This window comes from Umezawaea sp. Da 62-37, from assembly GCF_032460545.1.
Classification (GTDB): Bacteria; Actinomycetota; Actinomycetes; order Mycobacteriales; family Pseudonocardiaceae; genus Umezawaea.
Genome location: NZ_CP135965.1, coordinates 10491145 through 10505482, shown reverse-complemented (window position 1 = coordinate 10505482; position 14338 = coordinate 10491145). Strand labels below are relative to the sequence as shown.

The 14338-nt window shown below is 72.1% G+C and carries 11 protein-coding genes; 4 read left to right on the top strand and 7 right to left on the bottom strand.

Annotated features, from left to right (window positions below; translation table 11 throughout):
- The first annotated feature begins 134 nt into the window (after positions 1-134).
- Positions 135-3425: an ATP-binding protein gene (locus RM788_RS47210; RefSeq protein WP_315927602.1), complete on the top strand. Its 3291-nt coding sequence runs from the start codon at positions 135-137 to the stop codon at positions 3423-3425.
- Here the strand turns inward: RM788_RS47210 and RM788_RS47205 are convergent.
- Both RM788_RS47205 and RM788_RS47200 read right to left on the bottom strand, forming a co-directional pair.
- Positions 3348-4085, bottom strand: coding sequence for a MerR family transcriptional regulator (locus RM788_RS47205; RefSeq protein WP_315927600.1), 738 nt, complete (start codon positions 4083-4085; stop codon positions 3348-3350). The genes RM788_RS47210 and RM788_RS47205 overlap by 78 nt on opposite strands.
- A 196-nt stretch (positions 4086-4281) precedes the next feature.
- The gene (locus tag RM788_RS47200) at positions 4282-5169 is read right to left on the bottom strand and encodes an alpha/beta fold hydrolase (protein ID WP_315927598.1); all 888 of its coding nucleotides are present in this window, start codon (positions 5167-5169) and stop codon (positions 4282-4284) included.
- 94 nt (positions 5170-5263) lie between these two features.
- On the opposite strand from RM788_RS47200, the gene RM788_RS47195 reads away from it, so the two are divergent.
- A complete protein-coding gene (locus RM788_RS47195; RefSeq protein WP_315927596.1) occupies positions 5264-6130 on the top strand; it encodes a GNAT family N-acetyltransferase in 867 nt (288 codons plus the stop codon).
- Positions 6131-6449: 319 nt separating this feature from the next.
- Here RM788_RS47195 and RM788_RS47190 read toward each other — a convergent pair whose 3' ends face one another.
- From RM788_RS47190 to RM788_RS47180, 3 genes are all read right to left on the bottom strand, one after another.
- A complete protein-coding gene (locus tag RM788_RS47190) occupies positions 6450-9065 on the bottom strand; it encodes an MFS transporter (RefSeq protein ID WP_315927594.1) in 2616 nt (871 codons plus the stop codon).
- Positions 9062-9583, bottom strand: a complete 522-nt coding sequence (locus RM788_RS47185) for a MarR family winged helix-turn-helix transcriptional regulator (protein ID WP_315927592.1) — start codon at positions 9581-9583, stop codon at positions 9062-9064. The genes RM788_RS47190 and RM788_RS47185 overlap by 4 nt, the downstream gene beginning before the upstream one ends.
- A 332-nt stretch (positions 9584-9915) precedes the next feature.
- Positions 9916-10599, bottom strand: a complete 684-nt coding sequence (locus RM788_RS47180; RefSeq protein WP_315927590.1) for a TetR/AcrR family transcriptional regulator — start codon at positions 10597-10599, stop codon at positions 9916-9918.
- A 153-nt stretch (positions 10600-10752) separates the two neighbouring features.
- Here RM788_RS47180 and RM788_RS47175 point away from each other — a divergent pair, with 153 nt between their 5' ends.
- Both RM788_RS47175 and RM788_RS47170 read left to right on the top strand, forming a co-directional pair.
- Positions 10753-11937 (top strand): FAD-dependent oxidoreductase, encoded by a 1185-nt coding sequence (locus RM788_RS47175; protein WP_315927588.1) that lies wholly within the window; start codon positions 10753-10755, stop codon positions 11935-11937.
- Positions 11938-11939: 2 nt separating this feature from the next.
- Positions 11940-12809, top strand: coding sequence for a VOC family protein (locus tag RM788_RS47170; RefSeq protein WP_315927586.1), 870 nt, complete (start codon positions 11940-11942; stop codon positions 12807-12809).
- Between the two features lie 48 nt (positions 12810-12857).
- Here the strand turns inward: RM788_RS47170 and RM788_RS47165 are convergent, their stop codons facing one another.
- Together RM788_RS47165 and RM788_RS47160 are read right to left on the bottom strand one after the other, a co-directional pair.
- Positions 12858-13481: a DUF1062 domain-containing protein gene (locus RM788_RS47165; protein WP_315927584.1), complete on the bottom strand. Its 624-nt coding sequence runs from the start codon at positions 13479-13481 to the stop codon at positions 12858-12860.
- A gap of 317 nt (positions 13482-13798) precedes the next feature.
- Positions 13799-14326, bottom strand: a complete 528-nt coding sequence (locus RM788_RS47160) for a GNAT family N-acetyltransferase (RefSeq protein WP_315927582.1) — start codon at positions 14324-14326, stop codon at positions 13799-13801.
- Positions 14327-14338: the final 12 nt, after the last annotated feature.

Sequence of the window (14338 nt, the reverse complement as noted above, 5' to 3'; positions counted from 1 at the left end):
GGGAGATCCCCCTTCATCGATGAGTCGTCCGTCGTTCCCGAGACTGGAGCGCGCCGCTCACACCGGGCGCACACGGCGCTCACACCACCCGCGCCGGTTTGGTGGCCCGAGCGCGGGCGCGGGAAGATCGGTGGATGGACGGGGATGCGCGGCTTCGCGTCACGCTGCTCGGCGCGTTCGCGTTGTCCCGCGGTGACGCCGACCTGCCCGTCGCGGGGGCGCGGTTGCGGGGCCTGGTCGCCCGGCTGGCGCTCGCCGGTGGGCGTGCCGTCGAGCAGGGCGTCCTGGTCGAGGCGATCTGGGCCGAGGACCTGCCCGCCGACCCCGCCCACGCCCTGCAAGCGCTCGTCTCGCGGCTGCGCCGGACCCTCGGCTCGGCGGGCGACGTCGTGCAGGCCGACGGCGGCTACCGGCTGGCCGTGGACGCCGACGTGGACGCGGCCCGGTTCGAGGACCTGGCCGCCGCGGGCCGGGAACGCCTGCGCGCGGGCGACCCGGACGGCGCGGCGGCCGTGCTCGGCGAAGCCGTGGCGCTGTGGGGCGACCAGGCCGGAACCGAGCCCGCGGCCGTCGTCGCGGTGGCGCCCGCCGCCGCGACCCGGCTGGCCCGCGTCTCGCTCGAAGCCGTCGCCGACCTCGCCGACGCCGAACTGTCGCTGGGCCGCGCCGACGCGGCGGCCACCCGTCTGACCGCCTTGCTCGCCGACCACCCGGTCCACGAGCGCGCCGCCGCGCTGCTCATGGACGCGCTCGCCGCGCAGGGACGGCAGGCCGACGCCCTCGCGCTGTACGAGCGGGTCCGCGAAACCCTGGCCGACGTCCTCGGCACCGACCCCGGCAGCGCCTTGCAGGAGCGCCACCTGCGCCTGCTGCGCGTCGAACGGCCCGTCACCACGACCCGGTCCACCACCCTGCCCACGCCGTTGACCAGCTTCATCGGCCGTGACGACGACCTCGCCCGGATCGCCGCGCTGCTCGCCGCCGGGCGCTTGGTCACCGTGGTCGGTCCCGGCGGCGCGGGCAAGACCCGCCTGGCCGTCGAGGCCGCCCGCCGCCACGAGCACCGCGACGGCGTGTGGATGATCGACCTGGCCCCGGTCACCGAACCGGCCAAGGTGGGCGCGGCCGTGCTCGCCGGGATCGGCCCGCGCGGCGGCGCGATGGTCGAGGCCAGGAGGCGCGTCGAAGGCGACGAGCCCGCGGTGCTCGTCGACCAGCTCGGCGGCCGGGAGTGCCTGCTGCTGGTAGACAACTGCGAGCACCTGGTCGACGCCGTGGCGCACCTGCTCGCGGCGCTGCTGTCCCGGTGCCCCGGACTGCGCGTGCTCGCCACGAGCCGTGAACCCCTCGCGGTCGACGGCGAGGCGCTGGTGCCGCTCGGCCCGCTCGCGCTGCCGGGGCCGGACGACGACGTCGAGCAGGCCCGCCGGGCGGCGTCGGTGCGCCTGTTCGCCGAACGGGCCGCGGCCGTGCGGCCCGGTTTCGCCGTGGACGGCACGACGTTGCCCGAGGTCCTGCGGGTGGTCCGCGGCCTGGACGGGATGCCGCTGGCGCTGGAGCTGGCGGCGGCCCGGCTGCGGACGCTGTCGCTGCCCGCGCTGGCCGACGGGCTGTCCGACCGGTTCCGGCTGCTCGCCACCGGCAGCCGCGCCGCGCTCCCCCGGCACCGCACGCTGCGCGCGGTGATCGCTTGGAGCTGGGAGATGCTGGGCGAGCACGAGCGCGTGGTCGCCGAACGCGTCTCGGTCCTGCCCGGCGGTGTCACGCCGGACTCGGCCACGGCGGTCTGCGCGGGCACCGCGGTGCCCGCCGACGAGGTCCCCGAACTGCTCGCGGGACTGGTCGACCGGTCGCTGCTGCAACTCGCGCCCGATCCCGGCCGCTACCGCATGTTGGAGACCATCCGCGAGTACGGCGCCGACCGCCTGGCCGCGACGGGCGTGCTCGACACCGCCCGCGACCTGGCCGCGGACTACTCCACCGGGCTGACCGCCCGGTACGACCCCCGGCTGCGCGGCCCCGACCAGCTGGTGGCCATGCGGGTCATCAGCGCCGAGTACGACAACGCGCTGGCCGCCCTGCGCAGGCGGTGCGACACCGGCGACGCCGCCGGCGCGGTGGCCATCGCCCTGAACCTGACCTGGTTCTGGAAGATGTCCGGCAGGCAGCGCGACGCGGCCTACTGGCTGGGCGAGGCACTGGCCGTGCCCGGCGGCGAGCCGACGCCCGAACGCGACTGCGCGCGGGCGATGGTGCTGCTCGACCGGGTCGACCCGCGGCCGGGGATGGCCCCGGAGGACCGGGATCGGACGCGCGACCTGGCCGCCAGGCTGCTCGCGTACCCGGAGCTGCCGAGTCCGGCGGGCGCGCTCGCCGCGCGCATGCACGACGAGCAGACCTGGCTCGCGATCATGGACCGCCTGGCCGAGGGCGACGACGTGTGGCTGTCCGGGCTCGCCCACATGTTCCGCGCCGAGTTCGCCGAGAACGCGGGCGAACTCGACCGGACGCGCACCGACCTGGAGGCGGCCCTGGCCCGCTTCCGGCGGGCGGGCGACCGCTGGGGCCAGGCCGACGCGCTGCGGATGCGCGCCCAGTTCCGGCAGCACGACGACCTCGACGGCGCGCTGGCCGACCTGCGCGAGGCCCGCTCGCTGGCCGCCGAGTTCGGCTCGCTCAGCCTCGGCGACGAGGTGTTCAGCGACCTGAGCTGGATCGACCTGCACCTGCGGCGCGGCGACACCGACCTCGCGGTCGCGCTGATCGACTCGGCCCGCGAGCGCGCGGCGCGCACGGCCTCGCGGGAGATGCTGGTCCTGCTCGACGCTCGGGAGGCCTCCTTCCGGCTGCGGCTCGGCGACCTCGACCGGGCGCGGGAACTCCTCGACACCGCCGACCGGGGCCCGCATGGCGGCGCGACGATCTCCGGCGACCACGTCCGCACCCTCATCGGCACCGTCCGCGCCTCGCTCTGCCTGGAACTGGGCGACCCGGACGGCGCGGACAGGGCGTTGACGAAGGCCTACACCGCCGCCCTGCGAACCCGCGACCTGCCGATCATGTCGCTGGTGGCCGTGAACGCGGCCGCGCTCGCCGAAGCGCACGGACGGCACCGCGAGTCGGCCGTCCTGCTCGGCGCCGCCTCCCGCCTGCTCGGCGCGCACGACCGCACCGACCCCCAGGTCCGCGCCCTCACCCGCCGGGGACGGGCCGCGCTGGGCGGCGACGCCTTCGCCGCGGCGTACGCGGAGGGGTGGGAACTGGACGGGCGGACCGCCGCGGCGGAGGTGGACCCAGCCCGGCTGCGCCGGTCACCCGCGGTGCCGGGGTCGACCTGCTTGTCGGCGTCAGCCGTCGTGCCCGGCGGCACGCCGCCGCCCGGCGCGGTGGGCGAGCGCGGTGAGGACGCGCTGCCACGCCGGTGACGCCTCGGAGATCCGGGAGACGACGAGTTCCAGGTAGCGCGGCCGGTCGCCGTGCCGCGCGTGTTCGACCTCCCACGCGTCCATGTCGTCGATGAGCCGGTCCAGGCGCGGGTCGTGCGGATCCCAGTCCGCGGCCTGGTCGCAGGCGAGGAGCAGGCGGATGGTCTCGGGGTCGTCGAGGTCGGCGTTCTTGTCCCGCACCCGTCGCGGCACAACGTGCGGATCCAGCGCGCGCATCAGGATCCACGAGTCGCGTTCGAGGCGCACCCGCCGTTCGCCGACGCCGAGGCCGCGCATCCGGTCGAGGACGGCGATCACCTCGGGAGGCAGGAAGAGGCTCTCGCCGCCCGCCAGTTCGGCGATCCGCAGGCGGTGCTCGGCGAGCTGGTCGATCCTGCGCCGCAACTCGGCGTCGATGTCGGTGATGGCGGCGGCGAACTCCGCGGGCCGCGCGTGCAGCAGCGCGTCGACGCGGGCCAGCGGCACCCCGGCGTCGGCGAGGGTCCTGATCCGGATGAGGTCGACCGCGGCCTGCGCGCTGTAGCGGCGGTAGCCGGAGGCGTCGCGCTCGGGCTCGGGCAGCAGGCCGACGTGGTGGTAGTGGCGGACGGCGCGCACGGTCACCCCTGCGGTCGCCGCGAGCTGGCTGATCGTGAGCACCGTCCTCCTGCGACTCGGGAACGCGGCCGAGTCTAGTGCGGTGACCGCTGACCCTTGCCGGGTTTCGCGCCGCTCGGGGCGATCCATCGTGGTGCCGCCCCCACACCCTCGTACTGGTGGTACGGGGGCGTGGGGGCGGTGCCGCGAGGGATCTACCCGAGACGCGCGAAACCCGGCGAGGATTGCGGTCACCGCACTAGATACCGGTCGCGAGGTCGACGACGTCGCGGATCGCCTGGACCACGGCGTCGGGGCGGTCGAAGCAGAGCCGGTGGTGGAGGGTGTCGGAGAGGACGCGCTGCTCACCGCGGGAGACCGCGCTCACCAAAGCCGCGTCCATCCTGGTCCTGCCCTCGTGCATCTCCTGCTGGGCGGGATCGGCGCCCACGACGGTGAGCGCGATCAGCGGGACGTCGGGGATGTCCGGCCCGGTCCGCAGTTCCGCGGCGAGTCCGGTCAACCCGGTGCGCTCGGCGATGCCGACGCGCAGCCAGTCCGCGCTCACCTTGGCGTCGACCAGTGCTCGCCGCACGTGCTCCGGGTAGTCCGCGCGCAACTCGGCGTACGTCTCGCGCAGGGCCGGGCGCGTCCGCACCAGTTGCTCGAGATCGGGTGCTGTCCGTTCGGTCTCGGCGAGGTGCAGCGCGGGTGGCATGAACGTGTCCCAGTCGCGGTGGAGGGCGTCCAGCCAGACCAGTCCGGCCACGTCGTGCGGGTACAGCTGCGCGAACCGGTGCGCGTGGAAGCCGCCGAGGGAGTGCGCCGCCAGGACGTACGGGCCTGCGACGTCCTGGGCGCGCAGCAGTTCACGCAGTTCCGCCGCGACCGCGGCGGCCGTGCGCGGCAGTGCGACGGGATCGCTGTAACCCGTGCCGCCGCGGTCGTACACCACGGCGGTGGTGAACCGCGAAACCCCTTGCTGCACACCGAGGTAGTCCAGACCCACCGCACCGGCACCCGGCAGGAACACCACCGCGGGTCCACCGCTGCCCGACCGGTGCACGAAGAGGCGGCGGCCGTCGATCTCCTGGAACCCGCCGACCGGCGGAACGAGCCGGGGCGGGGCGGGGCTGTCGTTCGTCATGCGAGCAAGCCTCCGACCCTGACGCAGGGTCAAGGTCAACCCTCCACCCGAAAACCCGCGTGCCGACCGGCGGGCGGTGGTGTGTGATCGCGGCATGGCGATCGTGTTGGGCAAGCCGGGAGCGGACGGGCTGGGCGGGGCTGTGGACGTGCTGCGGGAGTGGCAGCACGACGGGGCGCCGATGCAGCTGCACCCCGGCGACCTGGGGTGGTTCTGGCGGTTCGGGGCGGAGGCGACGGCCGCGGCGGTCCGGACCTGGAGTCGGGACGGGCGGATCGTCGCCGTCGGGCTGCTGGACGGGCCCGACCTGTTGCGGATGACCACCGCGCCGGACGTGCGGCGGGACGAGGAGTTGGCGCGGCGGCTGGTCGAGGACATGGCCGGGCCGGAGCGCGGGGTGTTGCCCGCGGGGAAGGTGTTCGTGGAGGCGCCGAGGGACGCGTTGGTGCAGGAGTTGTTGTTCGAGCGGGGGTGGGGGGTGGGTGAGCCGTGGACGCCGTTGCGGCGTGGTCTTGAGGAGGTTGTGGAGGGGGTTGGGGTGAGGGTGGAGGTGGTGGGGTCTGAGCGGGTGCGGGCGCGGGTTGCCGTGCATCGGGGGGCGTTCGAGGGGGCGAGGTTCACGGAGGAGTGGTGGGAGGTGATGGCGGGTGGGCCTGCGTATGAGGATGGGCGGTGTTTGGTGGCTTATGACGAGCGGGGGGATGCGGTGGCTGGGGTGACGGTGTGGTCGGCCGGGGTGGGGAGACCGGGGTTGATCGAGCCGATGGGGGTGCGTCGGGATCATCGGAGGCGCGGGTTCGGGAGGGCGATCACGGTGGCCGCGGCGGGGGCGTTGAGGGAGATGGGGGCGTGCAGTGCGGTGGTTTGCACGCCTAGTTCGAATGTGGGGGGTGTTGCGGCTTATGAGGCGGCTGGGTTTGTGGGGATGGGGGAGGTTCGGGATCGGTGTCGGGAGGGTTAGGGGGTTTTGTGCTGGGTCGCCGGGAGTCGCAGGCCTGGTGTGCAGGTCTGGGGTCACGGGGTATCGGATCCGAGGTCTCCGGGTGCGGCCAGCTTGACTTGGGGCCCCTTTTTTGGGCTTTGTCGGGCTAAAAGGGCAGGTGGTGGAGATGCCCGCCGACGAATTGCAGGCCCAAAAACCCAAGTCAAGCCGGCCGTACGGGCGGTCGAGTGCTGCTCGGTGGGTGGTCGGACGGCAGGTCTGCTCGGTGCCGTTGTGGTCGGGGCTGGCTTGCTCGGTGGGTGGTCGGGTGCTCTGTGCTGTTGTGGTCGGTGGCCGGTTAGGTGTGGTCGTGGGTCAGGTGGACGTCGTGGTCTGCTTCGCCGTCGGCCAGGAGCACTTCGCTGCTGACGGGTGGGTAGCCGCTGGCGATGACGGTGTAGGCGCCTGCGGGTAGGTCGTGCACGACGTACTTGCCCTGGCTGTCGGTTCGTGCCGTTGCCGCGACTTCGCCCTTGCCGTCGAGGACCGTGATTCGGGCGTCGGCAACGATCCTGTCGTCCTCGGTTCGGGCGGTGCCCGATAGCTGCACCGAGCCGGTGAGGCCGATGTCGTGGCGCAGCAGGCCCTTGTCGGGCATGGTGAGCGTCACGGCGTCCGAGCGGTAGCCGGACGCGCTGACGACCAGGGTGTAGACGCCTGCTCCGACCTGTGAGAAGGCGTAGGCGCCCTCTGCGGTGCTGATGGAGGCGGCGTTCACCTCGCCGCGGGAGTCGATGAGGGTGACGGTCGCGTTCGCGAGCGGTGCGCCGGTCGCGGTGATCTTGACGGTGCCGGTCAGTTCGCCCGCGCCGACCAGCGTGACGTCGACGGTTTCGGGGCCGTCGCCGACGACGACGTTCCAGGCCTTGGGTTGGTGGCCGTGGGCGGACACGATGAGGACGTAGCCGCCGGGGCCGTGGGTGGGGACGGAGTAGCTGCCGTCGGGGGCTCCGGTGCCGCGGGAGACCTGGCGGCCGCGTTGGTCGAGCAGGGCGACGGCCGCGCCGGGGACGTGGGTGCCGTCCTGCCTGCGCACGTGGCCGGTCACCGGGGCGCCGTGGGCGTCCTGGCCGCGCTCCCTGGTGGGGAGGTCGAAGGCGCCGTCGAAGCGGTTGAGCGGGCGGCGGTGGGGGATGACGGGCGGGGTGTCCTGGAAGTGGTCGCCGTTGGAGGCGGTCACCGGGAGGCCGGCGGTCGTGATCGGCGGGGTCTCGTGGTCGTCGGACTCCGGTTCGCCCGAGGAGGGGAGCCAGCCGCCGATCAGGGCGGGCTCGTCGTCGTCCTGGACGACGGCGGCGGCGGGTTCGACCGGGTCGACGGCCTGGGTGGGTTCGACGGGCGGTGGGGCGGTGCCGGGGTCGGCGAGCGGGATTTCCTTCATGGCCAGCAGTACCAGGGTGGCCAGCAGCGCGACCGCGCCCGCGACGTAGAACACGGTGGTGATCGACTCGGTGAAGCCGATCAGCACCGGGGTCCTGATCGCTTCGGGCAGGTCCTGGATGCCGCTGGTGTTGCTCGACAGGTCGAGGGGTCCGCTGCCGGATCCCGTGGGCGCGGCGGCGCCGAGCGCCTTGGTGATGTTGCCGGGCAGCACGTTGAACAGGATGGTCAGGAACAGCGCGACACCGGCGGTGCCACCGATCTGGCGGAAGAACGTGGCCGACGCGGTGGAAGCGCCCATGTCGCTGCGCGGAACCGCGTTCTGCGCGGCGAGGACCAGGGTCTGCATGCACTGGCCGAGACCGAGGCCGATGACGGCCGCGGCGAGCAGCGGGTGCCACAGTCCCGAGTCGTGCTCGACCTGCGCGAAGAGGAAGGCGCCGCCCGCGATCATCACGGTGCCGAGGATCGCGAAGACCTTGTAGCGCCCCGTTTTCGAGGTGACCAGGCCGGAGAGGATCGAGCTGATCATGATGCCCATCATGAGCGGCAGCATCAGCAGGCCGGACTTGGTCGGGCTGTACCCCTGCACGACCTGGAGGAACTGGGGCATCATCGTGATCGCGCCGAACATCGCGACGCCGACGATGACGCTGCCGAGGATCGCCAGGCTGAACGTCGAGTTCCTGAACAGCCGCAAGGGGATCAGCGCGGCGTCCTTCATGACCCGTTCGACCAGGATGAAGGCGAGGACGCCGACGCCGCCGACGGCGTAGCAGTAGATCGCCTTCTCGTCGTCCCAGCCCCACTTCTGGCCCTGCTCGGCGACGACCAGGAACGGCACGACCGCGACGACCAGCGTCAGCGCGCCCCACCAGTCGATCCGGTGGTCGTGCCTCTGGTGCGGCACGTTCAGCACCTTGGCGACCACGAGCAGCGCGATGATCCCGATCGGGACGTTGATCAGGAACACCCAGCGCCAGCCCGCGACACCGCCGAGGGAGTCGAAGCCCGCGAAGAGACCGCCGAGCACCGGACCGAGCACGGTGGACAGACCGAACACGGTCATGATGTAGCCCTGGTAGCGCGAGCGTTCGCGCGGCGGGACGATGTCGCCGATGATGGTCATCGCCAACGACATCAGCCCGCCCGCGCCGAGACCCTGCACCGCGCGGAACGCGGCCAGCTCGTACATCGACTGCGCGAACGTCGAGGCGAGCGAACCGGCGACGAAGATCGTGATCGCGACCAGGTAGAACGGCTTGCGGCCGTAGATGTCGGACAGCTTGCCGTAGATCGGCGTGACGATCGTCGAGGTGATCAGGTACGCCGTGCTCACCCAGGCCTGGAGGTCGAAGCCGTCCAGGTCGTTGGCGATCCGGACGATCGCGGTGCCGACGATGGTCTGGTCGAGCGCCGCGAGGAACATGCCGCACACCAGGCCGCTGAGGATCGTGACGATCTGGCGGTGGCTCAGCCGCGGCGGCTGCTCCGCCTCGGGCGCGCGGACCGGCTTCTCGATCGTGGAACTCATGTGGAGGCCCCCCTGGCCTGCGACACCTCGGCGGTGTCGGCGAACTGCGCGGAGTTCTTCTCGATGCCTGCGTTGAGCTTGCCGAACAGCCGGTTGAGGTTCTGGCGGTCGTCGTCCGACCAGTCGTCGAGCACCTCGGCCAGCCACTGGTTGCGCTGCTTGCGGTTCTCCTCGAACACCCGGAGGCCTTCGGCGGTGGGCGCCAGCAGGCAGGCCCGACCGTCCTGGGGATCGGATTGGCGTTCGAGCAGCCCGTGCTGGACCAACGAACTCGACTGCCTGCTGATCGTGGAGATCTCGGAGTGCAGCGACTCGGCCAGCCAGCTGGCCCGTTGCGGGCCCTCGTGGATGAGGGTGAAGAGGATCGCGTACGCCATCCGGTCGACCCCGTCCGGGCCCTGCTTGATGACCTGGGCCTTCGTCCTGTTGACCAGGCGGACGAAGCGCACGAGCTCGTGACCGAGCTGGTCGGCGAGCGCCAGGTCGGCCTTCGGCCTCGCGGAGCTGTCGGGAGTCATCGATCATCCTTCGCACCACCGGCCGTTGGTTGACGACCGCAACTAGTTGCTGGACGCAAGGATGCACGGCGATAGCGGGAAGAGCAAATGCCGAAAGGCGGAATCCAATGGGAAAAAACGGCAACATCGAGTGATTGACGGAACTGCCGGAACATGGGATGGAATTGCGAATCGCACGCCTGCGGCATCGCTTCCACCAGCACGTTTCCCGATGTGTCCGATATCGACCATTTGTCGAGGACACCGCCATCAGGGGCATTCCACCCCTGAGTTCTTCACCCTTTTCCCCAGTGCTCGAAGTCGCTCCGAACAACCGCGGCGATCGGTGTCGACTAGGCCTGCGCGCGCGAGAGGATGCCGCGGACGAGGACGTCCAGCGACCAGGCGAACCGCTCCTCGCCGGTGCCGGACAGCAGGTCCTCCCGCGCGGCGTGGACCCGCGGGTACCCGCTCGCCGGAACGCGGTCGATCGCCTGGACCACCGGGCCTTCCGGCGCCGTCGGGTCCGGACCATCGGCGTGTTCCGCCGCGACCGCCGTCACGAACGTGGTCAGCATGTCGAGGGCCCAGGCCGCGGTCAGCCGGTCGACACCGGCTTCGGCGAGGAGTTCGAGGACGGCTTCGGCGACGCGCAGCGCGTTGGGCCCCACGGCGGTGGTCCGGAAGGCCATCCGGGCGAGCGCCGGACTGGCCATCAGGACCCGGACGTAGGAGCCGAGGAGCGCTTCGAGGCGTTCGCGCCAGGGCCCCCCGGCCCGGTCGACCTCCACGGCCTCCAGCGCGCGGTCGAGGACCAGCGCCTGCAGTTCGGCCATGTCGTCGACGTAGGCGTAGAGCGAGGCGGGGCCCGTGTCGAGCGCGTTAGCGATCTTGCGGAGGGTCACACCGCCGCCGTCGTCCGAGGTGAACTGGCGCAGCGCCTCCTCGACGATCGCGTCCCGGCTCAGCGGCGGCTTCGCGAGACCGGTACGGCGGCTCGCGACCTCGGAGACGCGGAAAGGATCACGCGGGGGCACCCGCCGACCGTATGCGTGACGAACCGCGTTCGTCAACTGCTTGACGAACCTGGTTCGTGACGAATAGCGTTCGCGAAGCCGCGACCGAAGCGCTCGGCGTGAACCGACCGGGCCGCGGAACCCTTTCTCCACCACGTGAAGGAGCGCGTCAGCATGCCTGCACGCAGTACCGCCATAGTGGGCGCGGGCTTGAGCGGCCTCGTCTGCGCCCGGATCCTCCAGCGCGGCGGAGTGCCCGTCACCGTCTACGAGGCCGACCTGTCCCCGGACGCCCGCCAACAGGGGGGCTCGCTCGACATCCACGACGACACGGGGCAGATCGCGCTCGTGGAAGCCGGTCTGCACGAGGAGTTCATCGCCCGCACGCACGTCGGCGGCGAGGACATGCGCCTGCTCGACAAGACCGGGCGCGTCCACGTCGACCGGCGCGAACCGGCGGGTGGCAACGGCAGGCCGGAGATCGACCGGACCGACCTGCGGCGGCTGCTCGTCGAGTCGCTGGAGCCGGGCACGATCGCCTGGGGCCACAAGGTCGTCGCCGCGCGGCCCGCCGCCACCGGGCACGAACTGGAGTTCGCGAACGGCACGGTGGTCCACGCCGATCTCGTCGTGGGCGCGGACGGCGCGTGGTCGGGCGTCCGGTCGCTGCTCACCCCGGTCAAGCCCGCCTACACCGGGATCACCATCGTCGAGATCCGGTTGACCGACGCGGCGGTCAAGCACCCGCGAGCGCTCGCGGTCACCGGGAGGGGCAACCTCTTCGCGCTGTCGGACAACAGGTACATCGGCGGGCACGGCGGGGACACCATCGCGCTCGGGTGCGGCCTGCGCGTTCCCGAGAACTGGGTCGCCGACAGCGGGATCGACTGGGACGACCCGGAATCCGCCCGCGCCGGACTGCTGCGCCAGTACCCCGACTGGGCACCTGCCCTCACCGACCTGATCCGCGAGTGCGACGACACCATCCGGCCCCGGCCGATCTTCGCGCTGCCGACCGGCCTCACGTGGGACCGGGTCCCCGGTGTGACGTTGCTCGGCGACGCCGCGCACCTCATGTCGCCGTTCGCGGGCGAGGGCGCCAACATCGCGCTGATCGACGGCGCCGACCTCGCGCGGGAACTCCTCTCCGGTGCGGACGTCGAGACCGCGCTCACCCGCTACGAGAAGACGATGTTCCCGCGTGGAGCCAAATCCGCGGCGGGGTCGCAGAAGGGCCTCGACATGATGTTCGTCGACGGCATGCCCCTCAAGATGATCATGTTCTTCAAGGCCATGGCCGTCGCCGCGACCGTGGCGAAGCCGTTCGAGCGCGTTTTCGCGTCCAAGAAGGGGAAATGACGATGACGACCACGCGACTCGACCCGAACCTGGCCCTCGGCGCCGTCGAGCTGACGGTCGCGGACCTCGACCGCAGCCTGGACTACTACACGCGGTCCATCGGTCTGCTGGTGCTCGACCGCGAGCCGGGCGGCGCGCGAGTGGGAGTGCCCGGACGGGTGCTCGCGGTCCTGCGCGAACGCCCCGGCGCGGGTCTTCCGCCCGCCTCCAGTCCCGGTCTCAGCCACTTCGCGCCCCAGGTGCCGACCCGCGCCGACCTGGCGCGGTTCGTCGCGCACTACACGGCCCGGCACACCGAACACCAGCTGACGGACCACACCGTCGCGCACTCGTGCTACGTCGTGGACCCGGACGGCCACTGCGTGGAGGTGACCTGCGCCCGTCCGCGCGAGCAGTGGCGCTGGCAGGGCGATCAGCCCGCGGTCGTGGCGGACCCGTTGCGGCTGGAGGACTTCGCCGCCGAACCCGGAGCGGACGAGCCGTTCACCGGACTGCCCGCGGGGACGGAGATGGGGCACGTCCAGCTCAAGGTCACCGACGCCGAACTCAAGGCCACCGAACCCTTCTACACCGATCTGCTCGGGTTCGACGTCCAGGCGCGGCTGGGGACGATGTTCCTCGCCGTCGGCGTGACCGAGCACCGCGCCCTGCTCGTGTTCACGAACCGCTTCGGCACCACCGAATCCGAGCAGGCGCCCGAGGACACCGCGCACCTCGTCGGCGTCGACCTGCTGCTGCCCGCGACGCGGGACGTGCGCGCGCTCGCCGAACGGCTGGACGCGGCAGGCCATCCCCACGAGCTTTCGGCGACCGCGCTGGAAGTGCGCGACCCGTCGGGGAACCTGTTGCGGTTCAAGGCGAACGCGGCCTGACCCGCGGTGGCGGGCACGACCTCCGGCGGAGGCCGTGCCCGCTTCACATCACGACGACGAGCTGGTGACGACGAAGAAGCCGAAGTCCCCGCGCACCTTCGCGTCGACGGCCACGGGCAGGCGGATCCGCCCGGACTCGACCATTCCCCTCACCGCGGGCCTGCTCAACCCGAACCCGGCCGTCAGCAGCTTCTCGACCCGGACGGGCGCCGGGAGCTCGAACCTGACCACGACCTCGAGCGAGACCGGCTCGTCCAGCTCGTGGAACGGCAGGTCCGTCTCCAGCTCCCACGTCCCGGTCCAGTCGAGCCGGTACCCGGTCCGGCCCGCCAACGCCGTGTCCATCACCAGCTGCCGCACCACGGCGGGATCGTTGTTCTCGAACATCACCAGCCGCTCGTGGTCCAGCGTCCGCACGTGGACGCGTTCGTGGACGGTGATCTTCGACGTGCGGTCGCACAGCTCGCAGCTGATCAGCATCCAGACGTCGAGCAGCTTCCCGCTCGCGTTCACCCGCACCTTCCCGGTCGGGTGGTGGCGCGCGGACCTGCACGCCACGCAGGACTTGACGATGGCGGGGAGCCCCAGCTCCCGCACCACCCACAGCGCTTTCCGGTCGACTTCGGGTGCGCCGTCAGCAGCGGGCACACGGGTGTTGCGGAGTTCACTCATCAGTTCGGCCAGTTCCCAGGGTCCATGAAGGAGGCGTCAGGCAGCGCTCTGCCCCGCCGCGAATCCCCATCCGGATTCAGTGGTGCACGGCCGGCGTCCGAATGCGGACACGCCGACCGGCGCGACGTCGACCACCACGTCGCGTGCGGGAGCGCCGCACCGGTCAGCCGGTGCGGGCTTCGAACGGCACGCCGAACAGGAGCGACCCGAAGCCGCTCCTAGTCCGCCCGTGCGCCACCACTCACTTCCCCATGCCCGCCAGGATGCTCAACCCGCGGGGTCGTGGGCAACACCTTTTCGGCGGTCCCCGACCTGCGTCAGACCTCGAATGCCCAGCGCACGTCTCGGATCGTCGGGGTGAAACCCGCCCTCTCGAAGATCCCGAACGCGCCGAAGGGGTTCGCGGAGTCGACGCTGAGGCCGGCGCGGTGGTACTGCTGGGCGGCGGCGGCGCGCAGGGCGTGCCCGATCAGCCCACTGGCGGCGCCGCACCTCCGGTACTCCCGGAGCGTGCCGATGAGCATGGAACGCGCGTCGCGGATCCCCGTGGCCGCGGTGTCCGCCTCCCAGTGCATGGTCACCAGCACGCCGACCGGCGTGCCGGTCGCTGCGTCGCGGAGCAGGAAACTGGTCTCGGGCTCGAAGGTCTGGTTGGTGATCTTGTTCTGCCAGAGGTCCTGGGGCATCGGGCCCCACTGGTCCCGGTAGGCCTCGTTGCGGACCGACCGGAAGTCCTCGTCGTCGTGCTCCGACCACGGCTCGACCCGCACCTTCGCCGCCGCCACGCCCGCTCGCACGAGCGCGGTGCCGACGCCTTGGCGTCCCCGCTGGTGAGCGGGTGCCACGTGGGGGACGAG